Raw genomic sequence first — 25,718 nt, 5'->3', positions numbered from 1 at the left:
TAGGTCACCTCTACAATATTTTCTTAGTCGATTACATTGTACTAAAGTGAGCTATATTTGGCTCTTTTTTTATTACACAATTATATGGACATATTCTTTTCTACCGCGTTAATCCAACTAACCACACCTTTAAGGAACAAGTATGTGTGAGAGACTACAGAATCGAACCATAGCCTAGACAAGCATGCACGAACAAAATTATAGACTATATAAAAATAACATCTCATTTCCCTGATTTATTCAGTTAGAAATGAGATGTTATTTATTTTGAATTGGGATTTATCTCCCAGCCTCTTGACTATAACTCTTAATTACTTAGTCCATTCTGTATGGAAAATACCTTCTTGATCTTTACGTTCGTATGTGTGAGCACCGAAGTAGTCACGTTGTGCTTGGATTAAGTTTGCAGGTAGGTTTTCTGATCTATAACTATCGAAATAGTTAATTGCTGATGAGAAACCAGGTGTAGCAATACCTGCTTTAATAGCTGTAGCTGCAACTTCTCTTAATGAACCTTGGTATTTAGAAACGATATCGTTGAAGTATGGATCTAATAAAAGGTTTGTTAATTCTTTATCATTATCATAAGCTTCTTTAATTTTTTGTAAGAATTGTGCACGGATGATACAGCCTTCTCTCCAAATCATAGCAAGTTCGCCTAATTTTAGGTTCCAATTATTAGTTTCGCTAGCTGTCTTCATTTGAGCAAAGCCTTGTGCATAACTACAAATTTTACTCATATAAAGCGCCTGTCTAATTTGTTCTAAGAAAGCTTCTTTATCTCCATCAAATTCTGTAACTTCAGGATTAAATGCTTGGCTTGCTTTCACTCTTTCATCTTTAAATGAAGATATGAATCTAGCAAATACTGATTCTGTGATAATAGTTAATGGGATACCTAATTCTAAAGCATTAATAGATGTCCATTTACCAGTACCTTTTTGACCAGCTTTGTCCATGATTTTTTCTACTAAAGGAACACCATCTTCATCTAATTTTTTAAAGATCTCGCCAGTGATTTCGATTAAGTAACTTTCTAATTCACCAACGTTCCAAGATTTGAATGTTTCTGCGATTTCATTATGGTCCATGTGAAGAACACGTTTCATTAAGTCGTAACTTTCAGCAATTAGTTGCATGTCAGCATATTCTATACCGTTATGTACCATTTTCACATAGTGTCCAGCACCATCTGGTCCTACATACGTTACACAAGGTGCGCCATCTTTTGCTTTAGCAGAAATACTTTCCAATATAGGTGCTACAAGTTTGTATGCTTCTTCTTGTCCACCTGGCATGATAGATGGTCCAGTTAATGCACCTTCTTCTCCACCAGATACACCTGTACCGATAAAGTTAATGCCACTCTCATCTAGATATTGGTTTCTACGAATAGTATCTAAATAGTTAGTATTACCACCATCGATTAAAATATCACCTTTATCTAATAACGGTAATAAACTATCGATTGTTTTATCAGTTGCTTCACCAGCTTTAACCATTAATAAAATTTTTCTTGGTTTTTCTAATGAATCTACAAATTCTTCTATAGAATAATTCGGATATATATTTTTACCTTTTGACTCTTCAACCATTTGTTCTGTCTTTTCTTTAGAACGGTTAAATACTGATACTGAGTATCCACGTGATTCAATATTCCAAGCTAAGTTTTTACCCATTACAGCTAAACCGACTACACCTATTTGTTGTGTCATGAAATTTACCTCACTTTTTATCGTTTTCATATATATTTTAACATAATTCACAACTGTTTCGCGTCTATGAAAGCTTAATTTTCTTAAAAAACGAAATGAATACGTTTACAATTTATAAAATTACGCTAATTCTGAAATTGCTATAATTTGTTCTGTAATTTTTTGTAATTCTTCAATTGGCATACGCTCATTTTTAGTATGGATATATTCATAACCAACTCCTAAAATAACTGTAGGAATACCAAAACCACTAATTACGTTTCCGTCTGAGCCACCACCTAATTTAACTAACTCTGATGTTCTACCTATTTTTTCAGTTGCTTTTACAGCTAACTTAACAACATCATCTTCTTCACTTAAATTAAAGCTAGGGTACATTATATTGACTTCTACATTAGCGGTACAACCAAATTCTTCAGCAGTTTTTTCGAAAGCTTCTTTCATATGTTCAACTTGTTGTTTCATTTTTTCATCATTTAAAGAACGCGCTTCAGCTAAAATATATACATGGTCACTCACGATATTTGTAGCAGTACCACCTTCAAATCTACCGATGTTAGCTGTAGTTTCTTCATCGATTCTACCTAAACTCATATGACTTATTGCTTTAGCAGCGATATTTATAGCTGAAACACCTTTTTCAGGTTCAAGCCCAGCATGTGCAGTCTTCCCTTTAATTGTAGCTTCGATTTTAGCTTGTGTAGGCGCTGCAACAACTGTCGTTCCAACTTTACCAGGAGCATCTATCGCATATCCAAATTTAGCTTTAATATCATCAGGATTTAATGCTTTCGCTCCAACAAGACCTGTCTCTTCCCCTACTGTAATAATGAATTCAATATCTCCATGCTGAATTTCATCTTCTTTCATTACTTCAATTGCTTCTAAAATAGCTGCAAGACCAGCTTTATCATCAGAACCTAAAATTGTTTCACCATTAGAATAAATATATCCATCATCACGTATTTCTGGTTGAATATTATTACCTGGTGTTACAGTGTCCATATGACTCGTAAAATAAATAGGTGTCTTACTTGTATCTTGTCCGTGTAACGTACAAATTAAATTTCCAGCACCATATCCCGTTTCATCTTGAGAGTCATCTTCTTTAACATCTACACCTAGTTGAGTGAATTTTTGTTTCAATAAATCTGCAATCTTTCTCTCATTAGAAGATTCAGAGTCGACTTTTACTAATTCTAAAAATGTGTTAATTAAGCGTTCTTCATTGATCATGCTTGTCCCTCGTTTCATTTATTTAATTATCTCACTTTCTAGTGTATAATAGTTGATAAATATATACAAAACTAATGTTCAAAGCGAGGGTAATCATGTTAAACAAAAATGTACGAAAAATTATTATTATTGTAATGTTAGTTGCTATCGTAGCTTCATTAATATTATCGGGCGTATTGCCATTCTTATTATCATAATAAAATAACTTAATAATAATATTTCATAGCAATGGACAAGAAAGTCCTAGAAGCAAAAAGCCGGAGAAATAATCTTTCTAAAAAGAATTTTCTCCGGCTTTTATTATATTATTTTTTCAAACTTCCGAATTCAGATTTAATATGCAAGTATTCTTCAATTTCATTTAATAATTGGAATACAGAGGCTACACTTTCTAATTCTATATGGTCTTTAGGTAAATCAATCGTTTGTAGTTTAATTCTAATCGCATATAAATCATGTAGTCTCATTAATGAATAATCATTACTTTGAACATGTTGCGATACATCTAATAGTAATTTGCTGCAGAGTTGATGTGCATGCTGACTATGTTGCATAGATTCTATTAGTTTCTTCATCCGTATAAGTAAGGTTAATTGTTCTTGTCTCATATCAAAATAATGATAATAGGAATTTTCATTTCTTACAAAATGATTTTTTACATCTCTAAAAGCTAGAGATTTTGCTTTCTTAATATTATCTTCAACTTTATCAAAAGAAGGAATATTAAGTTCTTTATTTGGATCTAATAACGCTTGGCTAAAGACAAAAGTTATTAAAATAAAGTCATCTTCAATTTTACGTTTATAATGATTAAGTTTTGTATCTAGACTTGGCATAAACATATTCATAATAAGCGCGATGCCTATACCAATTATCAATAATAATACTTCATTAATAATTAAGTCTAAATCAATTTTAGGTGCTAAAAATAAATGTAATATAATAACACAACTCGTTACAATACCTTCTTGAACACCTATCATGACAGTAATAGGAATGAATAATAATACCATAATCCCAAGAACTACAGGATTAGTACCTAAGAATGTAAAGAATAATGATGCTACTAGAATTGCAATTAAACATGCTATAAATCTGTACATAGCCGCTTCAACTGATTTCACTCTTGTATCTTTAGTACATAACACTACTAAAATAGCGCTTGAAGCATAATTATCAAGTCCTATTAACTTAGAAAGGATGACAGCTAATGTCATCCCTAATGCGGTCTTTAATGTTCTATACCCTATTCTATACGGTCTTATTTGCATGCCTCTATACCAATCCTTTAGATTTCATCACAATGTTCTTCGAATAGAGCTTGAATATTTGTGATAACACTCATAGGGTCATGCCCTTCGATTTCATGTCTTTCTATCATTTTTACAATTTTACCGTCTTTAAGGAAAGCAAATGACGGACTTGAAGGTGGATAACCTTCAAAATAATCTCTTGCTGTTTCTGTTGCTTCTTTATCTTGTCCAGCAAATACTGTAACTAATTGATCTGGTAATTTATCATAATGTAAAGCATGTTGCGCAGCTGGTCTTGCGATTCCACCAGCGCAGCCACAAACTGAATTGACCATAACAAATGTTGTACCTGGTTTATTAAAAGTTTCTTCTACTTCTTCTTTTGTTGTTAATTGTTTATATCCTGCTACTTCAATTTCATTTCTTGCAGAGCTTACAACGTCATTCATATATAAATTGAAATCCATTTCCATAAGAAAATCCTCCTGTAATAATAGTTATCTTTATTTTACAGGAGATTTCTAGTTAAAACAATGCGTAGGTGTTATTAATATATAGATGTATTTTCAATCGTCATACTTTGTATACGTTCTTTAACAAAGTTTAAAAACTCGCCTGCTAATAAGCCATCTAATATTCTATGATCAATAGATAAAGATAAATTAACCATATCACGAATGCCTATCATGTCATCAATTACTACAGGTCGTTTAACAATAGATTCAATTTGTAATATAGCTGCCTGTGGATGATTGATAATACCCATAGATGATACTGAACCAAATGAACCTGTATTATTAACAGTAAAAGTACCATCTTGCATATCTTGAGATGTTAGTTGATGTTTTCTACCTCTTGTAGCTAAATCATTAATTTCTTTTGCAATTCCTTTAATTGATTTATCATCAGCATTTTTAATAACAGGTACATATAATTTATCTTCACTTGCTACAGCTATAGATATATTGATATCTTTATTAATTTTGATTTCATCTTCATGCCAACTACTATTAAGCATTGGATACTTTTTCAACCCTTCTGCTACTGCTTTTACAAAAAATGCAAAGAAAGTAAGATTATATCCTTCGTTTTGCTTAAACGATGTCTTATGATGTTGTCGCGTTTTAACTAAATCAGTTGCGTCTACTTCAACTTGCATCCAAGCATGCGGTATTTCTTGTACACTTTGCAACATTTTATTTGCAATTGCTCTTCTAACACCATTAACAGGTATTGTATCGTGACTTGAATTTGAATTATGCTCTATAGCTGCACTTTCAGATTGTGGGCTTTGCTCTGCAGGAGTAGTATTCGCAATAGGCTCGCTTTTTTCTGTATTTCCTTTATTTTCTATTGCTTTTACAATATCTTTTTTAGTGACTCTTCCTAAATTACCAGTACCTTCAATATTTTCTAAATTAATGCCATTTTCGCTCGCTAATTTAAACACTACAGGTGAATACTGTCCATTATTTTTAGGTTTGTTATGAGACTCGCTTACAGACTGGTTATCATTTTTAATATTTTCTGATACTTCTTGAATAGATTCATGATTTTCTTGTTTATTATGATCTGAATCATTTTCTTTCTCAACTTCACCTTCTACTTCCATAGTGCAAATAACGGTCCCTACATCAATCGTTTCTCCCGCTTCTACTTTAATTTCTTTTATTACACCAGTATATGAAGAAGGTACTTCTGCTGTGACTTTATCTGTAATAACTTCACAAAGTGCGTCATATTCTTCGACATGATCGCCAGGTTTAACTAACCACTGTTCAATTGTGCCTTCGTGGACGCTCTCCCCGAGTTTCGGCATTTTTACTTCCATTTTTTTACCTCCTAAAATTCAGCTAATGTTCTCATTTTTTGTTCTATTTTTTCTGGATTCATCATAAAGAAATCTTCCATTGGTGGTGAAAATGGCATAGCTGGAACATCAGGCCCTGCTAATCTAGCAATCGGAGCATCTAAATCAAATAAGCAATGCTCTGCTATAATAGCTGATACTTCACTCATAACACTACCTTCAAGGTTGTCTTCTGTAACAAGTAATACTTTACCTGTTTTCTTAGCACAGTTAATTATCGTTTCTTTATCTAATGGATATAAAGTTCGTAAATCTACTACTTCTACATCTATATCTTCAGTAGATAGGATTTCTGCAGCTTGTAATGCATAATTCACGCATAGTCCATAAGTAAACACTGTAATGTCTGAACCTTCACGTTTTACGTCTGCTTTGTCGATTGGTACCGTATAATATTCTTCAGGTACTTCTTCTTTCAATAAGCGATAAGCTTTTTTATGTTCAAAATATAATACAGGGTCATTCTCTTCAATAGACGCTAGTAATAAACCTTTTGCATCATAAGGTGTTGATGGAATAACAACACGTAGACCTGGTGTGGAACAAAAAATACTTTCAATACTTTGCGAATGATATAAAGCGCCATGTATTCCTCCACCAAAAGGACTGCGTATTGTCATCGGACAATCCCAATCATTATTTGAACGGTAACGAATTTTTGCTGCTTCATTAATAATTTGATTTGTAGCAGGCACGATATATTCTGCAAATTGAATTTCTGCAACTGGTCTTTTCCCTAACATTGCTGCACCTATAGAAGCACCTACAATATTTGATTCAGCTAATGGTGAATCTAGAACACGACTTGCACCATATTTATTAAACAGATTTTTTGTTGCTCCGAATACGCCGCCTTTAAGACCAACATCTTCGCCGATAACAAAGACATTATTATCTTTTTCCATAGCTTGATCCATCGCTTGATTAATAGCGTCTAGATAAGATAATTTAGGCATTTGATTCGCCTCCTTGATCATATACATGTGTTAAAGCTTCTTCAGGTCGTGGATAAGGTGCTTTTTCTGCATTTTTTGTCGCCGTATTAATTTCTTGTTTAATTTCTTCTTCTATCTGATTAAACCACTCTTCATCTGCAACTTCATTTTCAATCAAATATTCTTTGAATTTGATATTACAATCATTTTCTTTTTCTTCTTTTAATTCTTCGGCTGGACGATAGTTATCATTATCATCTGAAGAATGTGGTGTTAAACGGCTACAAATTGCTTCAATTAAAGTTGGACCTTCTCCATTTATTGCACGTTCTCTCGCTTTTTTAACAGCTTTATATACTGCTATTGGGTCATTCCCATCTACTTGTTCACCAAAAGCGCCATATCCTTCAGCTCTTTTAGATAAATCATCTGTCGCAAACTGTAATTCAGTTGGAACTGATATAGCATATTTATTATTTTCTATTATGCAAATATAAGGTAGTTTGTGTACACCAGCAAAGTTCATCGCTTCATGGAAATCACCTTGACTCGTACTACCTTCACCTAGAGTTGCAAGTGCTATGTTCTTTTTATTATCCATTTTTAAAGATAAGCTTGCTCCAGCTGCGTGTAATACTTGTGTAGTTACACATGAACCCTGAGTTAATATATTTAAGTCTTTCTTGCTGAAATGTGAAGGCATTTGCTTACCACCACTAGAAGTGTCTCCTTCTTTTGCAAAAGCAGCTAGCATCGATTCTTCTGCAGTTATGCCTCTAGCTGTAACTAAAGCTAAATCTCGATAATATGGTGCTAATACATCATCATCTTGTAATGCATAATAAGTACCGATTTGGGTTGCTTCTTGACCTTGGCAACTAATAACAAACGGAAGTTTACCCGCTCTATTCAAAAGCCACATTCTTTCGTCGATTTTTCTACCGAGCAACATCCATTTATATATTTCTTTTAAATCTTCATGTGTTAAACCAACAGTTTTGTAATCTAACATTTTGTCACTCCTTTTTTAGACATGAATTGCACGGTTTTCTGATTGTAATCCTAATTCCATTAATACTTCTCCAATTGAAGGATGAGCATGTACTGCTGTTGCTAATTCTTCAGTAGAACCATTCATAAAAGTAAATAAAGACACTTCATTAATTAACTCAGTTACTTTAGCACCAACCATATGAATGCCTAACACACGGTCATTTTCCATGTCTTTTATTAATATGCATTCTCCTAATCCATTGTTTTCTATTACAGATTTACCTATGGCTTTAAAAGGTACTTTGAATTTCTTATAATTTATATTTTCATTTTTAGCATCTTGTTCTGTCATACCAATTGAAGCTACTTCAGGATTTGTATAAATACATCTAGGCACCGTTAAGTAATCTAACTGAATTGGATTTTGATCAAACATGTTTTCCACAGATATGGTTCCTTCTTTAGTTGCAACATGAGCTAATTGATAATTACCTATTACATCACCTACTGCATATATATGTTTGTCTTCTGTTTGATATACATTGTTTGTAACGATATAGCCTTTATCATCTGTTTTAATCTTTGTATTTTGAATTCCAATATCTTCAGTATTTGGCTTTCTGCCAACAGCTACTAGTACTTTATCAAACGTTACTTCATCATCTCGTAATTGTACTTTAATATTTTGGTCAGTAATTGATATATTTTCTTCGCTTAATGGTAAATCTTCATAGATTTTAATACCACTTTCTTGAAAATCCTTTTTGATTATTTTACTAATTTCTTGCTGTTCATTTGGAATAATCGAAGCCCCTGCTTCTACTACTGTCACATCTACCCCTAAATCGTTGAGTAAAGATGCAAACTCAAGACCTATAACGCCACCGCCTATAATTAAAATATTATTAGGTAAAGTTTCCATATTCATCATGTCATCACTAGAAATGATTGTTTTATGATTGAACTTTAAGAATGGTAATTCCACAGGTTTAGAACCTGTAGCAATTAAAACATTTTGGTTAACAAGTAATTCAGATTCACCATTTTCTAATTCTACTGACACAGTGCCAGCTTGTGGTGAGAAAAGTGATGGTCCAAGTAATCTTCCATTTCCTTGATATACATCAATTTTATATTTTTTCATTAAACTTTGTACACCTTTGTACATAGCTGTAACGGTTTCATCTTTTTTAGCGACAACATCTTGGATATCAAAATTCGCGGAAGCTTGTTTGATACCATATTGATCTGCATGATTAATATATCTTAATATTTCAGCGGTTTTTAAGTAAGATTTAGTAGGTATACATCCTTTATGTAAACATGTACCACCTAATTTATATTTTTCGACAATTGCGACTTTTTTTCCAAGTTGAGCAGCACGAATAGCAGATACATAACCTGCCGTTCCACCGCCTAGAATAACTAAATCGTATTCTTTAGACATAGTATTACTCCTTATTCATATGACTTGGTACTAATTTTACCTTGTAAAAGGTCCAAAATGCCAACATTTAGGGCTTGCATTTCTTTTTCTCCTTTGTATATCGTAACATTTTGTAGCCAAGATACATATTTTTTCACTTTATTTACTAAATATTCAGAATAACTTAACCCACCAGTTATAATGATTTGATCAACTTCACCTTCTAATGGTACAGCGCAAGCACTGATTGATTTTGCTATTTGGTAAGCCATAGCATCTAATACTAATTTGGCTTCTTTGTTTCCTTCGTTTATCATTCTTACTACTTCTCTACAATCATTTGTCCCAAAATATGAAAGTAAACCAGATGATTTACTGAGTTGATTATTTGCTTCTTCAACAGTGAAGTTGTTTTCTTTCACCCATTTAATTAAAGCATCATTGGGTATTGAGCCGGCTCTTTCAGGACTAAATGGTCCTTCTCCAAGTAACCCGTCATTTACTTCAACGACACGGCCTTTCTTATGTGCCCCTACGCTAATTCCACCACCTAAATGTGCAACGATAACATTTATATCATCGTATACTTTATTATTATCTTCAGCATATTGTTTTGCAACAGATTTTTGGTTTAATGCGTGGAAAATACTTTTTCTTTCTATTCCTTTAATACCTGTTATTCTTGCCTCTGGAATTAATTCATCTACAACAACAGGATCAACTATGTATGCTTTAATTTTGAACTTTTTAGATAATTCATAACCTATCAAACCACTTAAGTTAGATGCATGAAATCCATATTTAAACGTCTTTAAATCTTCTAACATCTTTTCATTTATAAGATAAGTACCACCTTGTATAGGCTTCAACACACCACCTCTACAAGCAATAGCGTCTATTGCTTGTAGAGAAACATTGTGTTGATTCATAGAATTCTTGATACTTTCAAGTCTATATGGAACTTGATCAATTAGTGGAAGATTTGTCACATTCATATCATGTCTTATAACATCTTCGTATAGCATTTCATAATCAGTAAATACTGCTACTTTAGATGAAGTGCTTCCTAAATTAAGTACAAGAATATTTTTCATTAACGTTTACCTCTAGATAAAATAGATTTTTCTGTACTTAAGTAAGTACTTCTTACATTCATCATTTGGTTAATACGTTCTTCAGCTAAAATTTCAGCAGCTCTAGCCGATGTAATTTTATCACGCTTGCTTATTTCAAATACTTTATCCATTTGATCATAAATTTTTTCAATATTAGCAATTGCACGCGCTTCGTTATAGCCATCTAATTCATCAGCAACATTGATAACACCACCGGAATTAGTAACAAAGTCTGGTGCATATACTATACCTTTATTTTCAAGTTGGTCAGCATGTTTATCAATATCTTCTAATTGGTTATTTGCACTACCGCAAACAACTTTAACTTTTAATCTGTTAATTGTGTCGTCATTTAATACTCCACCTAATGCACAAGGTGCAAATACGTCAGCTTCAACATCATAAATTTCATCGATACCTACACTTTTAGCGTTAAAATCATTTACAACTCTGTCTACAGCTTCTTGATTAATATCTGTAACGACTAAATGAGCACCTGCTTCATTTAAATAGCGACAAAGTTCGTAAGCAACATGACCTACACCTTGAACTGCTACAGTTTTACCTTCTAGATCATCTGAACCGAAAGCTTCTTTAACTGCACGTTTCATTGATACAAATACACCTAAAGAAGTTTTCGGACTTGGATTACCACTTGAATGGTGACTTTCTGATAAACCAACAACATAATTTGTTTCTTCAAAAATAGTATCCATATCCATTTCCGTAGTGCCCACATCTTCTGCAGTGATATATCTACCATTTAAGCTTTCTACATATCTACCTAATGCTCTAAATAATGCTTCTGATTTATCTTTTTTCGGATCTCCGATCACAACTGTTTTACCTCCGCCAAGGTTTAAACCGGCAGCAGCATTTTTATATGTCATACCTCTTGATAAACGCAGTGCATCGTTTATCGCTTCTTCTTCACTTTCATATGGCCACATTCTACAACCGCCTAATGCAGGTCCTAATGTTGTATCATGAATAGCAATGATTGCTTTCAAACCTGAACTTTTATCATGACAAAAAACGATTTGTTCATAGTCATATTTTTCAATTGTTTCGAATAACATAATAATCCCCTTTTCATTCTATATATAATAAACTTCATCTTTAATTTTACATCAAATGTTTTATTTATCAAATAAATTCATGCAAAATGATAGCGCTTACAAAAAGTAAAAATTTTTAGAATATTTTAAATAACTTGGTATCTATAGATTGTAATAACTTTCCAGTTATTCTAAATTAAAGCATAATTAACATATTATTATTTAAATATACTAAATTATACTAATGTTAATGCACAGCAAATTGAATGAAATTTATCTTTAGATGAATCTGAACGAGAAGTTAATATGACAGGAACTTTAGCACCTACTATTACTGAAGCAACATCAGCATTAGCTAAATACACTAGAGACTTATATAATATATTTCCACTTTCAATTTGTGGAACAATAGCAGCATCAATATTTCCAGAAACATTTGAAGATATTTTTTTTATAATAGAAGCTCGTTTATTAATCGCAGCATCAAAAGCTAATGGGCCTTCAATTTCAACATCTATATTTTCTTTTTTAATATAATCTACTATTTCCTTTGCATCAACTGAAGATTGCATTTTAGGGTTAACTGTTTCAATAGCAGATAATACAGCAATTTTAGGTGTATCAATGCCTAATTTTTTTAAATTTGATATTACGTTTTCAGTAATTTCTATTTTTTGATTTACATCAGGTGCAATATTCATTGCAACATCTGAAATTGCTAACATTTTATGATATGTTGGGATTTTGAAGAAAGATAGGTGACTAATTCTCTGAGTCGTTTTTAAAGAATATTTATCTTTAAGTATTTCTTTTAAAATTTCTGACGACGATACTAATCCTTTCATTATTAAATTTGCAGTGCCTTCATTAACCGCCCTAACGCATTCTGAAATCGTATGTTCATAATCTCTTGTTTGAACAATTTTAATCTTTTCGAATTCCTCATGACTTAAATTAAAAGAACGTATTAATTCGTCTTGTGGTTCTTCATCAAATAAAATAAATTTAGCTCTTGTCTGTTTAATACATTTTATAATCGCTTTAATAATACCTTCATCATTTGATTTGCAAACTGCTATAGTAGCATCTATATTTTGACCTTTATTTATCATTTCATTAAATTGCATATAAACCCCTCCTAATATTAATCATAATCAAATTTCACCGATTATTCCATCTTTTCCTTGTTTACTTTCATTCATCATCTCATATATAATATAAGTTATTAATAAATAGGAGTTTTCAATTATGCAAAAATATATTGCATTAATCATTTTAGTTATTCCGGGAATTTTAGCAGGCTTAGGTATTAAATGGATGCGAGATGCTGTCTTTGGAGAGCTCGTCCCCCAATTACAATTTATATGGCTACAGTTTTTACTAGGTCTTATATTTTTTGTGTTTGGTGTTGTTTTCATCGGTGGATATATATTGCATAGAGAAAAGAAAAATAAACGCGCTCAAGAATACTTTTTAAACAAAGATAATCAAAAGAAACAATCAAAAAAAGCTGACAAATCTTAAATAGATTTATCAGCTTTTTTTGATTTGATCGTCTTTATATAATTGATATAAATGAATAATAAATTCACCATTTGTAGGTCTTACATATGAATTTTCTTGTTTATACCAATATTTTTTTAAATCTTTATCCCACGCTAATTTAATTGCATGTCTAATTGAACGTTCTACATTATTCGATTGTACATTAAAATATTCTGATATACGTGGATACAATTCTTTTGTAAGTTGCATATTATGTGAGTGTTCTAGCATTATTTGTACGCCATATTTGATATATTTATAACCATTAAGATTATAAGAAAAACCTATTTTCTCTAATAATAAATCTATAGCATCTATTTCAGCTATAATAGGTTTATTATTATTAAGAACACGTTGAATTGTATTAAGTAATACATCAAATTCTACCGGTTTGATAAGAAAATAATCTACGCCTAAGGAAACAGATTCCTTTAATAGGTCATCACTGACAAATGCACTCATACAAATTACTTTATACTTTTTATTAGGTTTTATATATTTTTTTAGCAAAGTCATGCCATCAATATGAGGTAAAATTAAGTCTAATAAAAGAACGTCGAAAGTATCTGTATTAAGAATCTCCAGTGCTTCTTTACCATTGTAACCTATATTAACTATTTCAATATCATGTGTTTTCAAATAATGAGACACTTCGCTCACATAAGCTTTCGAATCCTCTATTATCGCTACCTTAATACTCATATTTAACACCCTATCAAATCATACTATTTTAATTTTTATTTTGAATTATCATTTCTTTAGCATGTTGTTTTGTTAATTCTGTCACTTCAACACCCGAAATCATTCTAGCTATTTCATCTATTTTATCGTCTCCGACTAATTGTTTGATAGATGTAATCGTCCGATCGTTTACAGTTTCTTTAGTAATGTATAAATGATTATCACTAATCGCAGCGACTTGTGGTAAATGGGAAATACATATCACTTGTATTGATTGAGATATTTGATACATTTTTTCTGCCATTTTTTGAGCTACACGACCAGAAACACCAGTATCTACTTCATCAAATAAGATTGCTGTCTGACCTTTATTAGATACAAATATGCTTTTTAATGCTAACATTATTCTTGATAATTCACCACCTGAAGCGATTTTATTTAAACTTTTCAGTGGTTCACCTTTATTCGGACTGATTAGAAATTCAATTTCTTCTAAACCATTTTTACCTGGTGATGTTTCAGTAAATGCTATTTCAATATTAGCATCTTGCATATGCAAGTTTTGAACTTCATCAATAAGTCTATCTCTTAACTTCAATGCGATTTTTCGTCTTTTTGTAGATAATAACTTTCCTTTTTCAAGAACTTCTTCATGTAAGCTTTGAATTTCTTCTCTTAGTTGAGTAGTACTTTGTTCATAATTTTCAATTTTGAAAATTTCATCATCAATTTTGTCACGATACTTAATAAGCTCAGGAATACTTTTACCATATTTCCGATTTAAATCATTTAAAACATTTAATCGAGATTCGTATTCATTTAATAATGATTCATCAAACTCATTATTTGTTAAATCATTATATAATTCATGTTTATAATCTTCTAACGTATAATACATTTGATCTAATTCTTCACTAAAAGCAGTATATTTATCTGGTATTATATCATTAATATTTTGAATTTCTTGATTAAGTTCATAAATTTTATCTGGTATATTTTCTTCACTACTTAAAAATAAATGAGCTTTATTTAAACTTTCGCTAATTTTCTCATGATTTTGTAGCTTTTTAATTTCTTGGTTTAAAAAGTCTAATTCATCTTCTTTTAAATTAGCATCATGTAATTCATCACGTTGAAATTTTATCAAGTCTAATCTTTGTAGTAAAGCCTGGTCTTGAGATTCTAACTTCTCTAACTCTTGCTTTTTAATTCTATAAGATTCATAAACATTAATATAATTATCAATTTCTTTTTGGTATTTACCATCAGCATAATTATCTAAAAGTGTTAAATGATATTTGGGCTTTAATAGAACTTGTGTTTCGTGCTGTCCATGTATATCCAACAATTCTTGCATAACTGTTTTTAATTCAGCTAAAGTTACATTTTGGTTATTTAATTTACAAAGACTCTTACCTGATGCGAATATTTCTCGTTTCACAAATAGAAAATCTTCATCAACGTCAATATCTAAATTTTGAAGGATTTTATTGACGTTTGGAACATTATCAATGTCAAACACACCTTCAATTGTTGATTTTTGTTCACCATGTCTTACAAAACTTTGTGACGCCCTCGCACCTACTAACTGACCTATAGCATCTATAATAATAGACTTACCTGCACCCGTTTCACCACTTAGTACAGTTAAACCATTTGAAAAATTTATTTCTAAAGATTCAATTATTGCGAATTGTTTGATTGTAAGTGCTTGTAACATAGTTTATTAAATCTCCTTTAAAGCATATTGAAAATTCTATCTGTAATAATTTCTCCAGATTCTTTGTCTTTACAGATAATTAAGCACGTGTCATCACCACAGATTGTGCCTAAAACTTCTTTCCAGTCAATTTGATCTATAATAGCACCGATTGATTGAGCATTCCCGGGTAATGTTTTTAGTACAAGTAAATTATCTGCACCATCGATTTTCACAAATGAATCCATTAAATATCTACCTAATTTATCAATTGGGTGATATTTTCTATCTCTAGGTAAACTATATATATATTGACCTGATGGAGCTGGGACTTTGATTAATTGCAACTCTTTAATGTCACGAGAAATAGTGGCTTGCGTGATGTTTAAATCGAGCTCGTTTAACCTTCTAACTAATTCTTCTTGTGTTTCTATTTGTTCGTTTGAAATAATTTCTCTTACTTTAATTTGTCGCATTGTTTTATTTGCCATTTATAACACCTCAACTAATGAATATTTATACAATTATAATAGCATAAAATTTGTAAAATGAGTAATGTAAGCGCTATTAAATATTTAAAAGACGCTTTATTATTACTAAAGCGTCCTTTTTATCATAATTATTCATCTGTTTATAATTATTTTTTTATTATTGATTTAGCAACTGATTTTATATTTGCTTTGGAGATACCTATATCTTCTAATAATAAATTAACATCTCCATGTTCTATATATTCATCATTTATACCGATTCTTCGCAGTTTATTTTCATAATCGTTTTCTATAATGAATGTTGCAATTTGTGTACCTAAACCACCAGTTAACATAGATTCCTCTATCGTAATAAACGGTATACCTTTTTCGCCTAGTTCATGTAACAACTCTACATCCATCGGCTTAATAAATCTAGCATTTACTACGGTAGCATTTATTCCTTCTTTCAATAATTCATCGGCTACTTCAGTAATTAATTCTAAAGTTGGACCGTAACTTATTAATGTTACATCATTGCCTTCTCGTTCCTTTGTCCAACTTCCTATGGATAATACTTTTATTTCTTCTCTATCTTCTACTGCTGGTGCATTACCTCTAGGATATCTAATCGCCATTGGACCATGTTCGGTTTCAAATGCAGTTTTAAGCATGTCCTTTGCTTCATTACCGTCTTTAGGCATCATAATCGTGAAATTAGGAAATTGATTTAAAAATCCTATGTCAAAGACGCCTTGGTGTGTTTCTCCATCTGCACCAACTAAACCAGAACGATCAACACCAAATAAAACGCCGAGGTTTTGTCTATCAACATCATGTAGTAGCTGATCATAAGCTCTTTGCATGAAAGTTGAATATATAGCTACATATGGTTTCATACCTTGAGTCGCTAATCCAGCAGACATTGTTACAGCGTGCTGTTCAGCAATACCTACATCAAAAAATTGTTCAGGTAGTTCTTGCTGAAACTTCGTTAATTTTGAACCAACTGGCATTGCTGGTGTAATAGCTACTACACGTTTATCTTGTTTCGCATAATTAAGTACTTCGTTGCTCATTAAAGCACTCCAGGCAGGGCCTTCTGCTTTTCCTTTAATCACTTCACCAGTTTCAAGTTTATATGGTCCTAAACCATGCCAAGTGCCTACTGTATCAATTTCTGCGGGTTTATAACCTTTACCTTTTTTAGTGACAACATGAATCAATACAGGTTTATTTATTTGTTTAGAAGCATTTATTGCTTCGTCTAATTCTTTAAAATTATGACCATCTACTGGACCAATATATTTGATACCTAACTCTTCAAAAAATATACCATCAACGACTAAATATTTTAAACTGTCTTTAATTTTATCAGCTGAGTCCCTCAATTTATCTCCACCTGGTAATCTTGTGATAAAGCTCTCAGCATCAAATTTAAAACGATTATAATTATGATTTGTTCTAATTCGTCCAAACATATTATGCATCGCACCTACATTCGGAGCAATACTCATTTCATTATCATTTAATATAATTGTTAAATCAGTTTTGTCGTGACCGATATGATTTAATGCTTCTAAAGCCATACCGCCTGTCAAAGCACCGTCTCCAATAACTGGAACGATGTGATTTGTGTTTCCAAGAATATCGCGTGCTTTTGCCATCCCCATGGCAGCTGATAATGAAGTGGAACTATGACCTGCTTCCCAAACATCATGTTCAGATTCTTTCATTTTAGGAAAGCCACATAATCCTTTATATTGCCTTAAAGAATCAAACTCGTGTCCTCTTCCAGTCAAAATTTTATGGATATAAGCTTGATGACCAACATCCCAAATAATTTTATCTGTTGGGCTGTTAAAGTGTTTATGTAAACTCAGTGTTAATTCAACAACACCTAAATTCGCCCCGATGTGTCCCCCAGTTATAGAACATGTTTCAATTAAAAATTTTCTGATTTCTGCGCTTAATTCCTCAAGTTCAGAGTTTGATAGTCCTTTTATAAAGGAAGGATTTTTTATTTTTGAAACATCCATTATTTTACCACCTTTAGCCCTATTACCTATAAGTTCGAGATTATTACTTTTCCCTATTTGCAAATAATTTAGTTAACGATTTAAGTTCTTCAGTATTATAATCTTTACCTAATTGCTCAAGTAAATATAACGCTTGGTTAACATGTTGCTCTAGAGCAATTTTTGTATTAGTTGTCCCAAGTATACTTATATATGTACTCTTATTATTTGTTTCATCGCTTCCAACAGCTTTTCCAATTTTATCAAAGTCACCTTCGATATCTAATAAATCATCTTTTATTTGGAAAATTAAACCTAATTCTTGGCTAAATGAATCTAATAATAAAAATGTTTTACTATTTACTTTAGCAATTGTACAAGCTGCAACAACAGAAAAACGTATAAGCGCTCCAGTTTTATATCTGTGAATTTTACGTAGAGTATCTAATGAAATATCTTTATTTTCACTATCCATATCGAGAATTTGGCCACCTACCATACCTTGATGCCCAGCTGCTTCAGATAATAATCTTATTAATTTAACTTTTTCTTCAGAGGCTAACTCTTTATCTTTAGAAATAAGTTCGAATGCCTTCGTTAATAAAGCGTCTCCTGCTAAGATAGCTGTTGCCTCGCCAAATAATTTATGGTTTGTCTTTTTACCACGTCTATAATCGTCGTCATCCATTGCAGGTAGATCATCATGGATTAATGAATACGTATGTATCATTTCTAGAGCTTTGGCAGTTTCCATACCTTTATTTATGTCAGTCTTCAACATAGTTAACGTCATTAATAATAAAACAGGTCTAATTCGTTTACCACCAGCAGAAAGAGAATAGCGCATACTTTCTTCTAATTGAGTCTCAACTATAGGGATAAGTTTGGTGTTATTGAGTGATTCATTAAATTTTTCAACATAATTATTCATTATCTGATTCATTAGAATCACCTTCTTTTTTTACTAGCTTGTTAACTTTATCTTCAGCTTCTTTAAGTTTTGTTTCACATTTACTGCTCAATTCAATGCCACGTTGATAAAGTTCTATAGATTCTTCTAATGAAATATTCTCTTCATCTAATTTACCTACAACTTTTTCAAGTTCTGTCATCATTTCTTCAAATGTCTGTTCTTTAGTCACAATCATCACCTAATTTCTTTAACATTAGCTTTTATTTTACCATCTTTTAAGTTAACCGTAATTTCATCTTCTACACTTAAATCATCTTTACTTGTGATTATTTTATCATCTTTCTCAATAATAGAATAACCTCGTAACATTGTTTGTGTAGGACTTAAAGTATCTAATTGTACAAGCTTATTAGCTAATAGTTGCTTTTTATCAGTCAAAATACGATTAATCAGCTGATTCTGTTCATATTTCAAACGATCAAAATCTTGTCTGTATTGAAAAATTCTATTGGAAATTGGTCCAATTCTTAATTTATTCTGTAATATATCCATTCGATGTTTATATCGGAGTATTGTTTGCTCGAGATTTCTATTTAATTGCTTTTGATAATCATCTAGTAATTGAGTTTCCTGATCATATAATAATGATGGTGTTTTCAATTTATAGTAAGATGATAACTGATTCAGCCTTTGTTTTTCTCTTTGAATATCTTGTGTGATATGTTTCGTCAAATATTGACGTGCATTCTGAATAAGTTGATACAACGCATTTATATCTGGCGTTGCAATAACAGCGGCTTGTGTAGGTGTAGCAGCTCTAACATCACTCACAAAATCACTTAATGTCGTATCAGTTTCATGTCCTACTGCAGAAATAATAGGAGTAGAACAATTATATATAGCTTCAACTACTTCTTTCTCGTTAAAACTCCATAAATCTTCAATTGATCCACCACCACGGCCAACGATAATAACATCAACACCCATAGAGTCCGCCTCTTTAATATTGTTAATAATATTATCCTTAGCTCCTTTACCTTGAACTAAAGTACTTATGAGTACTTGTTCAGCAAGCGGGTAACGCTTGTCTAGGGTAGAACAAACATCTCTTATTGCTGCACCTGTTGAAGCAGTTAAAACTGCTATCTTTTTAGGATATTTTGGAATACTTAATTTATGATCGGCATTAAAATAACCTTTCTCAGCAAGCTCTTTTTTAAGTGCTTCAAATTTCTCATATAGCAAACCAATACCGTCTAATTGCATAGTTTGGACATAAATTTGATATGAACCTCTTGACTCATAAACGCCTATACGTCCCTCAATTAAAACTTGATCGCCTTCTTTTGGCTCAAATGATAATTGGTTAGCATTGGATTTAAACATCATTGCGCTTAATACACCTTTATCGTCTTTTAAAGCAAAATAAAGGTGCCCGCTTGAATGTCTTTTGAAATTTGATATTTCTCCTTTAATAAATACATTTTGGAGATGAGGGTCTTGGTCAAATTTATATTTTATATATTTTGTTATAGCTGTAACTGTTAAATACTTATCCATTTAATTATCACTCTTTATTATTTTGATAGGCTGCTTAGTACACCATTAATAAATTTATAATGATCATCATCACTATAAGTTTTTGATATTTCTACCGCTTCGTTAAATACGACCTTTTCAGGTGTATCTGTATATTCTAATTCATATGTGGCCATTCTTAAAATAATTCTATCTGTTTTCAGTAACCGTTCAAGCGTCCAATTTTTCAAATGTGGTTTGAAAATATCATCTAATTCGTTAGATTTTTCAATAACTTGATTGACATAGTTTTTTACATATAAATATTGTTCACCTTTAAAATCTTCAACTAAATAAGAAATAGCTTCTTCTACAGTTAATTCAGTTTTGTTGTTTTCTAATTGATACAAAGTTTTGAACACAATTTCTCTTAATTCTTGTCTTTTCATATTCTTCTCCTTCAAAGAATAAGAGGATGCACGCATCCTCTTAATTAATCATTGTTTATTATTGAAAGTGTATATTGACGATATGAACATTAACTTCTTTAGGTGTTAATGCAGTCATTGTATTTAATGCTTGTTTAATTTCTGATTGGACTTTTCTCGCTGTTTCAGAAATTTTTGTTCCGTAGTCAAATGTACAGTAAACATTAATATAAATACCATCTTCTTTTATATCGACTTTAATACCTTTACCAAAATTCTTTTTCCCGAATTTTTCTAAGGAATTCTTATTAAAAACGGATTGCATGTGAGAGACACCTTTGATATCTGTAGTTGCTATACTTGCTATTACCTCAATTACTTCTGGCGCGATCTCTATTTTACCTAAAGAAGGCTTTTCATTTTCAATTGTTTTAGCCACTTGAATCCCTCCTTAATTATCTTCATTATTTATAATATCATGAATCTCGAGGAAATTGGTATTAAAATCACCTGATTTGAAAACATGATTTTCTAATAATCTTAGATGGAAAGGGATAGTTGTATCTATACCAGTTACTAAAAATTCTGTTAAAGCTCTTTTACCAATTTGTATTGCTTCAGTACGGTCTGAACCATATACAATTAGCTTAGCAACCATGGAATCATAATAAGGCGGTATAGTGTAACCTGCATAACAAGCTGAATCTATACGTACACCAAATCCACCAGGTGTTAAGTATTGATTGATTTTACCAGGTGAAGGCATAAAGTTTTTAAATGGACTTTCTGCATTGATTCTAAACTCAATAGCGTGACCTGATAAATCTACATCTTCTTGCGTCAATGGTAATGCTTCACCACTTGCAACTTTTAATTGTAATTTAACTAAATCCATACCTGTTACCATTTCAGTAACAGGATGTTCTACTTGGATACGTGTATTCATTTCCATGAAATAAAATGTATCTTCATCTAAATCATAAATGAATTCAATCGTACCTGCATTTTCATATTCAACGGCTTTAGCAGCTCTGACAGCTGCCTCTCCCATTTCTTTTCTCATTTCCTCTGATAATACAGGTGAAGGTGATTCTTCTACTAATTTTTGCATACGACGTTGAATCGTACAATCACGTTCTCCTAAATGAATCACGTTTCCAAATGAATCGCCTAATACTTGAATTTCAATATGTCTAAAGTTTTCTATGAATTTTTCTAAATAAACGCCTTTGTTACCAAACGCTGTTTCAGCTTCTTGTTGAGTCATTCTAAATCCAGTAACAAGCTCTTCTTCATCGCGTGCTATTCTAATACCCTTACCGCCGCCGCCAGCTGTTGCTTTAATAATTACTGGATAACCAATTTTTTTCGCGCATTTTTTTGCGATTTTAACCGTGTCTACTAACCCGTCACTACCTGGTACAACAGGTACATTAGCTTTTATCATTTCCTCTTTAGCAACATCTTTAATCCCCATTTTTTGAATGGATTTGTAACTAGGGCCGATAAATTTAATTTGGCAAGCTTCACACATTTCTGCAAAGTCGCCATTTTCAGCTAAAAAGCCGTATCCAGGATGTATGCCATCACAACCTGTAGATTTAGCAATTGATAGAATGTTAGGTATGTGTAGATATGAATCTTTAGATTGTGTTGGACCAACACAATATGCTTCATCAGCAATTTGAGTATGTAATGCTTCTTTATCTGCTTCAGAATAAATGGCTACTGTTTGTATATCAAGTTCTCTACAAGCTCTAATAATTCTTACGGCTATTTCCCCTCTATTTGCTATTAATACTTTTTTCATATTATTTCACCTTGAACAACGGTTGGCCATACTCTACCATTTGTCCGTCTTCAACTAATATTTCAGTTATTTCACCTGATACTTCGGCTTGTATTTCATTAAATAGTTTCATAGCTTCCAATATACATACAGTAGTATCAGACTCAACTCTAGATCCAACTTGTACATATGGGCCTTCATCTGGTGATGGAGATTTGTAGAAAGTACCTACCATTGGTGCATTAATAGTGATGCTATCATCTACTTCAGTTTCAGGAGCAGGTTGTGTGTCAGCTTGATTTGTAACTGGTGCAGGCTCTGCTACACGTGTAGGTTCCTGATTATAGATAACTTCTTGTTTAATTTCTTTTTTTAAAGTCAGTTTAAATTCTTTATCATTAATGTCAATTTCAGTTAAAGAAGAATTGTCTAGTACGTCAACAAGTTCTTTAATTTGTTTCAAGTTCATGTAAAAAAACTCCTTTTAAATTCAAATTCATGATACTTCATACATTTTACTTTAGTGGTCATACCAATTCAAGCGATTTTAATATTTAATTAAAATTTGGGAGTGTAATACAAATTTTGAATTTTAAAAAGCCTTATATAAATACATTTACAAAACAGTCGCACACTATCCATATAATAATTTAGGCTGAGACACTTATTTATGTCTCAGCCTAAATTGTTTAAATATTATCCTCTTGATACGTAACTTCCATCACTTGTATTAATAACAAGTTGGTCACCTTCGTTAACGAATAAAGGAACATTTAAAGTATATCCTGTTTCTACAGTAGCTTGTTTAGTAGCACCAGTTGCTGTATCACCTTTAATACCTGGTTCAGTTTCAGTGACTGTTAAAGTAACTGTGTTAGGCATTTCGATACCGATTGTTTCACCTTCGTACGTTTGAATATGAACTTCCATATTTTCTTTAATAAATTTAAGCTCATTTTCTAAAGTGTCGCCAGGTAATTCTAATTGATCATATGTTTCATTATCCATAAATACATGGCTGTCACCATTAGCATATAAATATTGCATACGGTGGTTATCGATTTGTGCTCTTTCTACTTTTTCACCAGCTCTAAATGTCTTTTCTTGAATGGCACCAGTTCTTAAGTTTCTTAACTTAGAACGAACAAATGCTGCACCTTTACCAGGTTTAACGTGTTGGAAGTCCATAACTTTCCAAATACCATTATCTACTTTAACTGTTAAGCCTGTTTTAAAATCGTTTACTGAAATCATTCATTTTCCTCCTAATTATCCTTCTTATAAAATAATAAGGTCTTTTGTGGATTTAGTAAAGCGCTGTAAGCCATTTTTTGTTACTAATACGTCATCTTCTATTCTTACACCACCAAGTCCTTCTACATATATACCTGGTTCTAACGTAACGCACATATTTTCTTCAAGAACTATATCTGATTTTTGTGATAATGCAGGACCTTCATGTACTTCTAATCCTATACCGTGTCCAAGAGAATGTCCAAATTGCTCGCCGTAACCATAACTAGAGATAATGTCGCGTGCGATAGAGTCTGCTTCTTTACCAGTCATACCTGGTTTAATTTGCTCTAATGCTGCTAATTGTGATTCTAATACAATATTATATATTTTTTTCATTTCTTCTTTAGGTTCACCAATAGCAAATGTTCTCGTAATATCACTAACGTAACCTTCATATAACGCACCAAAATCTAAAGTAATCATGTCTCCTTCTTCAATTACTTTATTACTTGCAACACCATGAGGTAAAGCTCCACGATGTCCAGATGCTACTATTGTATCGAATGAAGAGCATGTTGCACCTTTACTACGCATGAACATTTCCATTTCATTATTTACTTCGTTCTCAGTCATACCTGGTTTAACCCACTTAAGAATATGTTCATATGTTTCATCAACGATATCAGCTGCTTTTTGGATTTGTTTAATTTCAAAATCATCTTTAATCATACGAATTGTTTCAATTACACCTTCAATAGAAGATAATTGTACTTCGTCTGTATTTAAAGCTTGATATTCATTATACGTAATTAAATCTGCTTCAACACCTACATTTTTATAATCACCGTGTTGAATTAATTCATTAATTTTATTAATCATAGGACCATTTTGATTAATAATTTCAAAATCTTCAGCTTGCGAATTCGCTTGTTGTATATATCTGAAATCAGTAATTAATTGTTTCGTATCCTGGGTGATTAATAAACTCCCGCTTGTACCAGTAAATCCAGAAAGGTATCTTCTATTGTATGGCGAAAGAACAACAATAGCATCTAACCCTTTTTGTTCCATTACTTTTCTTAAGTTTGTAAATTTCATATTTATCCCCTTTCTATTTGTACAATAAATCTATATACATTAAAATAATATCATACATAGTTTAAATTTTTCAGAGTAAAACATTGGGAGTTAAAAAATATGAAAAAATAATAACAATATTAATGACGAGTACAATCATATTATCAGCATGTGGTAATGATAAAATAGATCAATTAGAACAAAAGAAATCAAAATTAAAAAAAGAAAATAGAAAAGCTAAACAAGAAATTACGAATCTAGAAGATAAAAATCAAACATATAAACAAAAGGAAAAAACATTAGAAAATTCTATTAAAAACAAAGAAAGCCAAGTAACATCACAATTTTCTATTACATATTTACGTTCTTCTACTCAATTTATAAATGAAACAAGATCGAACATATCTGAATATAATAAAATAAATGATGATATTAAGAAAAAACTTGGAGACGAAAATATTAAAAATAAAATAGAAAATATATATACGAATCAAAAGACAATTTCAAATGAGTATAAAAATGAAATGAAAGGCAAAACCATTCCAAAAGATTTTAAAAATTTACATGAAAATTTGGAAAGTCTATCTAAAAATATAGAAAATGTTTTCAAAGATTTAAATGACGCTTATGAGAAAAAAGATAAAAAGAAAATAGAAGAATCTATTAATAAATTAAATGGTTTGAAGGATGAAATAGGTCAAATTAAGTGAGGTATTATCTGAAATATGATATATTAAATAGAC

At 31.4% G+C, this 25,718-nt stretch carries 27 protein-coding genes; 3 read left to right on the top strand and 24 right to left on the bottom strand.

The window, feature by feature from the left end; all coding sequences use genetic code 11:
* Nucleotides 1-311 precede the first annotated feature (311 nt).
* A complete protein-coding gene (gndA, locus tag CD135_RS08930; protein WP_017000276.1) occupies nt 312-1,715 on the bottom strand; it encodes an NADP-dependent phosphogluconate dehydrogenase in 1,404 nt (467 codons plus the stop codon).
* Nucleotides 1,716-1,835: 120 nt separating this feature from the next.
* Nucleotides 1,836-2,951, bottom strand: a complete 1,116-nt coding sequence (locus tag CD135_RS08925; protein WP_103269273.1) for a M20/M25/M40 family metallo-hydrolase — start codon at nt 2,949-2,951, stop codon at nt 1,836-1,838.
* 95 nt (nt 2,952-3,046) lie between these two features.
* Here CD135_RS08925 and prli42 point away from each other — a divergent pair, with 95 nt between their 5' ends.
* A complete protein-coding gene (gene prli42, locus CD135_RS13015) occupies nt 3,047-3,148 on the top strand; it encodes a stressosome-associated protein Prli42 (protein WP_017000274.1) in 102 nt (33 codons plus the stop codon).
* A gap of 108 nt (nt 3,149-3,256) precedes the next feature.
* On the opposite strand, the gene CD135_RS08920 is transcribed toward prli42, so the two are convergent.
* From CD135_RS08920 to CD135_RS08880, 9 genes are all read right to left on the bottom strand, one after another.
* Complete coding sequence (locus tag CD135_RS08920; protein ID WP_017000273.1) at nt 3,257-4,222, bottom strand: aromatic acid exporter family protein; 966 nt, start codon at nt 4,220-4,222, stop codon at nt 3,257-3,259.
* A gap of 17 nt (nt 4,223-4,239) precedes the next feature.
* Nucleotides 4,240-4,677 (bottom strand): BrxA/BrxB family bacilliredoxin, encoded by a 438-nt coding sequence (locus CD135_RS08915; protein ID WP_103269272.1) that lies wholly within the window; start codon nt 4,675-4,677, stop codon nt 4,240-4,242.
* 74 nt (nt 4,678-4,751) lie between these two features.
* Nucleotides 4,752-6,035, bottom strand: a complete 1,284-nt coding sequence (locus CD135_RS08910) for a dihydrolipoamide acetyltransferase family protein (protein ID WP_103269271.1) — start codon at nt 6,033-6,035, stop codon at nt 4,752-4,754.
* 11 nt (nt 6,036-6,046) lie between these two features.
* Nucleotides 6,047-7,030 carry an alpha-ketoacid dehydrogenase subunit beta gene (locus CD135_RS08905; RefSeq protein WP_017000270.1) on the bottom strand — a complete coding sequence of 328 codons (984 nt, stop codon included), beginning with the start codon at nt 7,028-7,030 and terminating at the stop codon, nt 6,047-6,049.
* Nucleotides 7,023-8,021, bottom strand: a complete 999-nt coding sequence (locus CD135_RS08900; protein WP_017000269.1) for a thiamine pyrophosphate-dependent dehydrogenase E1 component subunit alpha — start codon at nt 8,019-8,021, stop codon at nt 7,023-7,025. Before CD135_RS08900 ends, CD135_RS08905 begins: the two co-directional genes overlap by 8 nt.
* A gap of 15 nt (nt 8,022-8,036) precedes the next feature.
* A complete protein-coding gene (lpdA, locus tag CD135_RS08895; RefSeq protein WP_103269270.1) occupies nt 8,037-9,449 on the bottom strand; it encodes a dihydrolipoyl dehydrogenase in 1,413 nt (470 codons plus the stop codon).
* 11 nt (nt 9,450-9,460) lie between these two features.
* Nucleotides 9,461-10,522: a butyrate kinase gene (gene buk, locus CD135_RS08890; protein ID WP_064211252.1), complete on the bottom strand. Its 1,062-nt coding sequence runs from the start codon at nt 10,520-10,522 to the stop codon at nt 9,461-9,463.
* Nucleotides 10,522-11,622 (bottom strand): Glu/Leu/Phe/Val dehydrogenase dimerization domain-containing protein, encoded by a 1,101-nt coding sequence (locus CD135_RS08885; protein WP_017000266.1) that lies wholly within the window; start codon nt 11,620-11,622, stop codon nt 10,522-10,524. The genes buk and CD135_RS08885 overlap by 1 nt, the downstream gene beginning before the upstream one ends.
* A 215-nt stretch (nt 11,623-11,837) precedes the next feature.
* Entirely contained in the window at nt 11,838-12,728 is an 891-nt protein-coding gene (locus tag CD135_RS08880) for a phosphate acyltransferase (protein WP_103269269.1), read from the bottom strand.
* A 121-nt stretch (nt 12,729-12,849) separates the two neighbouring features.
* On the opposite strand from CD135_RS08880, the gene CD135_RS08875 reads away from it, so the two are divergent.
* On the top strand, nt 12,850-13,125 hold the full coding sequence (locus tag CD135_RS08875) for a DUF2627 domain-containing protein (RefSeq protein WP_103269268.1): 276 nt from the start codon (nt 12,850-12,852) through the stop codon (nt 13,123-13,125).
* A gap of 9 nt (nt 13,126-13,134) precedes the next feature.
* Here the strand turns inward: CD135_RS08875 and CD135_RS08870 are convergent, their stop codons facing one another.
* From CD135_RS08870 to CD135_RS08810, 13 genes are all read right to left on the bottom strand, one after another.
* Nucleotides 13,135-13,848, bottom strand: a complete 714-nt coding sequence (locus tag CD135_RS08870; RefSeq protein ID WP_070045399.1) for a sporulation initiation factor Spo0A C-terminal domain-containing protein — start codon at nt 13,846-13,848, stop codon at nt 13,135-13,137.
* Nucleotides 13,849-13,876: 28 nt separating this feature from the next.
* Nucleotides 13,877-15,547 (bottom strand): DNA repair protein RecN, encoded by a 1,671-nt coding sequence (recN, locus tag CD135_RS08865; protein ID WP_017000262.1) that lies wholly within the window; start codon nt 15,545-15,547, stop codon nt 13,877-13,879.
* Nucleotides 15,548-15,564: 17 nt separating this feature from the next.
* Nucleotides 15,565-16,017, bottom strand: a complete 453-nt coding sequence (gene ahrC, locus CD135_RS08860; RefSeq protein ID WP_103269267.1) for a transcriptional regulator AhrC/ArgR — start codon at nt 16,015-16,017, stop codon at nt 15,565-15,567.
* Nucleotides 16,018-16,163: 146 nt separating this feature from the next.
* Entirely contained in the window at nt 16,164-18,035 is a 1,872-nt protein-coding gene (gene dxs / locus CD135_RS08855; RefSeq protein WP_017000260.1) for a 1-deoxy-D-xylulose-5-phosphate synthase, read from the bottom strand.
* A 43-nt stretch (nt 18,036-18,078) separates the two neighbouring features.
* Nucleotides 18,079-18,957, bottom strand: a complete 879-nt coding sequence (locus tag CD135_RS08850) for a polyprenyl synthetase family protein (protein ID WP_103269266.1) — start codon at nt 18,955-18,957, stop codon at nt 18,079-18,081.
* Nucleotides 18,938-19,156: an exodeoxyribonuclease VII small subunit gene (locus CD135_RS08845; protein WP_017000258.1), complete on the bottom strand. Its 219-nt coding sequence runs from the start codon at nt 19,154-19,156 to the stop codon at nt 18,938-18,940. The genes CD135_RS08850 and CD135_RS08845 overlap by 20 nt, the downstream gene beginning before the upstream one ends.
* 5 nt (nt 19,157-19,161) lie before the next feature.
* Nucleotides 19,162-20,487, bottom strand: coding sequence for an exodeoxyribonuclease VII large subunit (gene xseA, locus CD135_RS08840; RefSeq protein ID WP_103269265.1), 1,326 nt, complete (start codon nt 20,485-20,487; stop codon nt 19,162-19,164).
* 17 nt (nt 20,488-20,504) lie between these two features.
* Nucleotides 20,505-20,894, bottom strand: a complete 390-nt coding sequence (gene nusB / locus CD135_RS08835; RefSeq protein ID WP_017000256.1) for a transcription antitermination factor NusB — start codon at nt 20,892-20,894, stop codon at nt 20,505-20,507.
* A 58-nt stretch (nt 20,895-20,952) separates the two neighbouring features.
* Nucleotides 20,953-21,312, bottom strand: coding sequence for an Asp23/Gls24 family envelope stress response protein (locus CD135_RS08830; protein ID WP_017000255.1), 360 nt, complete (start codon nt 21,310-21,312; stop codon nt 20,953-20,955).
* A 12-nt stretch (nt 21,313-21,324) separates the two neighbouring features.
* Nucleotides 21,325-22,683, bottom strand: a complete 1,359-nt coding sequence (accC, locus tag CD135_RS08825) for an acetyl-CoA carboxylase biotin carboxylase subunit (protein ID WP_017000254.1) — start codon at nt 22,681-22,683, stop codon at nt 21,325-21,327.
* Between the two features lies 1 nt (nt 22,684).
* A complete protein-coding gene (gene accB, locus CD135_RS08820) occupies nt 22,685-23,131 on the bottom strand; it encodes an acetyl-CoA carboxylase biotin carboxyl carrier protein (RefSeq protein WP_064204547.1) in 447 nt (148 codons plus the stop codon).
* A gap of 227 nt (nt 23,132-23,358) precedes the next feature.
* A complete protein-coding gene (gene efp, locus CD135_RS08815; protein WP_017000252.1) occupies nt 23,359-23,916 on the bottom strand; it encodes an elongation factor P in 558 nt (185 codons plus the stop codon).
* Between the two features lie 24 nt (nt 23,917-23,940).
* Nucleotides 23,941-24,996, bottom strand: a complete 1,056-nt coding sequence (locus CD135_RS08810; RefSeq protein ID WP_064211057.1) for a M24 family metallopeptidase — start codon at nt 24,994-24,996, stop codon at nt 23,941-23,943.
* Nucleotides 24,997-25,118: 122 nt separating this feature from the next.
* Here CD135_RS08810 and CD135_RS08805 point away from each other — a divergent pair, with 122 nt between their 5' ends.
* Nucleotides 25,119-25,685 carry a hypothetical protein gene (locus CD135_RS08805; RefSeq protein ID WP_103269274.1) on the top strand — a complete coding sequence of 189 codons (567 nt, stop codon included), beginning with the start codon at nt 25,119-25,121 and terminating at the stop codon, nt 25,683-25,685.
* Nucleotides 25,686-25,718 lie beyond the last annotated feature (33 nt).

The organism is Mammaliicoccus lentus, from assembly GCF_002902755.1.
GTDB lineage: Bacteria > Bacillota > Bacilli > Staphylococcales > Staphylococcaceae > Mammaliicoccus > Mammaliicoccus lentus.
The sequence above is the reverse complement of the archived record's forward strand: the minus strand, read 5'-3'. Positions and strand labels throughout refer to the sequence as shown.

What these genes read in the sequence shown, in the direction of transcription:
- gndA (WP_017000276.1), bottom strand. Translation starts at nt 1,715, where the DNA reads ATGACACAACAAATAGGTGTAGTCGGTTTAGCTGTAATGGGTAAAAAC.
- CD135_RS08925 (WP_103269273.1), bottom strand. Translation starts at nt 2,951, where the DNA reads ATGATCAATGAAGAACGCTTAATTAACACATTTTTAGAATTAGTAAAA.
- prli42 (WP_017000274.1), top strand. Translation starts at nt 3,047, where the DNA reads ATGTTAAACAAAAATGTACGAAAAATTATTATTATTGTAATGTTAGTT.
- CD135_RS08920 (WP_017000273.1), bottom strand. Translation starts at nt 4,222, where the DNA reads ATGCAAATAAGACCGTATAGAATAGGGTATAGAACATTAAAGACCGCA.
- CD135_RS08915 (WP_103269272.1), bottom strand. Translation starts at nt 4,677, where the DNA reads ATGGAAATGGATTTCAATTTATATATGAATGACGTTGTAAGCTCTGCA.
- CD135_RS08910 (WP_103269271.1), bottom strand. Translation starts at nt 6,035, where the DNA reads ATGGAAGTAAAAATGCCGAAACTCGGGGAGAGCGTCCACGAAGGCACA.
- CD135_RS08905 (WP_017000270.1), bottom strand. Translation starts at nt 7,030, where the DNA reads ATGCCTAAATTATCTTATCTAGACGCTATTAATCAAGCGATGGATCAA.
- CD135_RS08900 (WP_017000269.1), bottom strand. Translation starts at nt 8,021, where the DNA reads ATGTTAGATTACAAAACTGTTGGTTTAACACATGAAGATTTAAAAGAA.
- lpdA (WP_103269270.1), bottom strand. Translation starts at nt 9,449, where the DNA reads ATGTCTAAAGAATACGATTTAGTTATTCTAGGCGGTGGAACGGCAGGT.
- buk (WP_064211252.1), bottom strand. Translation starts at nt 10,522, where the DNA reads ATGAAAAATATTCTTGTACTTAATTTAGGAAGCACTTCATCTAAAGTA.
- CD135_RS08885 (WP_017000266.1), bottom strand. Translation starts at nt 11,622, where the DNA reads ATGTTATTCGAAACAATTGAAAAATATGACTATGAACAAATCGTTTTT.
- CD135_RS08880 (WP_103269269.1), bottom strand. Translation starts at nt 12,728, where the DNA reads ATGCAATTTAATGAAATGATAAATAAAGGTCAAAATATAGATGCTACT.
- CD135_RS08875 (WP_103269268.1), top strand. Translation starts at nt 12,850, where the DNA reads ATGCAAAAATATATTGCATTAATCATTTTAGTTATTCCGGGAATTTTA.
- CD135_RS08870 (WP_070045399.1), bottom strand. Translation starts at nt 13,848, where the DNA reads ATGAGTATTAAGGTAGCGATAATAGAGGATTCGAAAGCTTATGTGAGC.
- recN (WP_017000262.1), bottom strand. Translation starts at nt 15,547, where the DNA reads ATGTTACAAGCACTTACAATCAAACAATTCGCAATAATTGAATCTTTA.
- ahrC (WP_103269267.1), bottom strand. Translation starts at nt 16,017, where the DNA reads ATGGCAAATAAAACAATGCGACAAATTAAAGTAAGAGAAATTATTTCA.
- dxs (WP_017000260.1), bottom strand. Translation starts at nt 18,035, where the DNA reads ATGGATGTTTCAAAAATAAAAAATCCTTCCTTTATAAAAGGACTATCA.
- CD135_RS08850 (WP_103269266.1), bottom strand. Translation starts at nt 18,957, where the DNA reads ATGAATCAGATAATGAATAATTATGTTGAAAAATTTAATGAATCACTC.
- xseA (WP_103269265.1), bottom strand. Translation starts at nt 20,487, where the DNA reads ATGGATAAGTATTTAACAGTTACAGCTATAACAAAATATATAAAATAT.
- nusB (WP_017000256.1), bottom strand. Translation starts at nt 20,894, where the DNA reads ATGAAAAGACAAGAATTAAGAGAAATTGTGTTCAAAACTTTGTATCAA.
- accC (WP_017000254.1), bottom strand. Translation starts at nt 22,683, where the DNA reads ATGAAAAAAGTATTAATAGCAAATAGAGGGGAAATAGCCGTAAGAATT.
- accB (WP_064204547.1), bottom strand. Translation starts at nt 23,131, where the DNA reads ATGAACTTGAAACAAATTAAAGAACTTGTTGACGTACTAGACAATTCT.
- efp (WP_017000252.1), bottom strand. Translation starts at nt 23,916, where the DNA reads ATGATTTCAGTAAACGATTTTAAAACAGGCTTAACAGTTAAAGTAGAT.
- CD135_RS08810 (WP_064211057.1), bottom strand. Translation starts at nt 24,996, where the DNA reads ATGAAATTTACAAACTTAAGAAAAGTAATGGAACAAAAAGGGTTAGAT.
- CD135_RS08805 (WP_103269274.1), top strand. Translation starts at nt 25,119, where the DNA reads ATGACGAGTACAATCATATTATCAGCATGTGGTAATGATAAAATAGAT.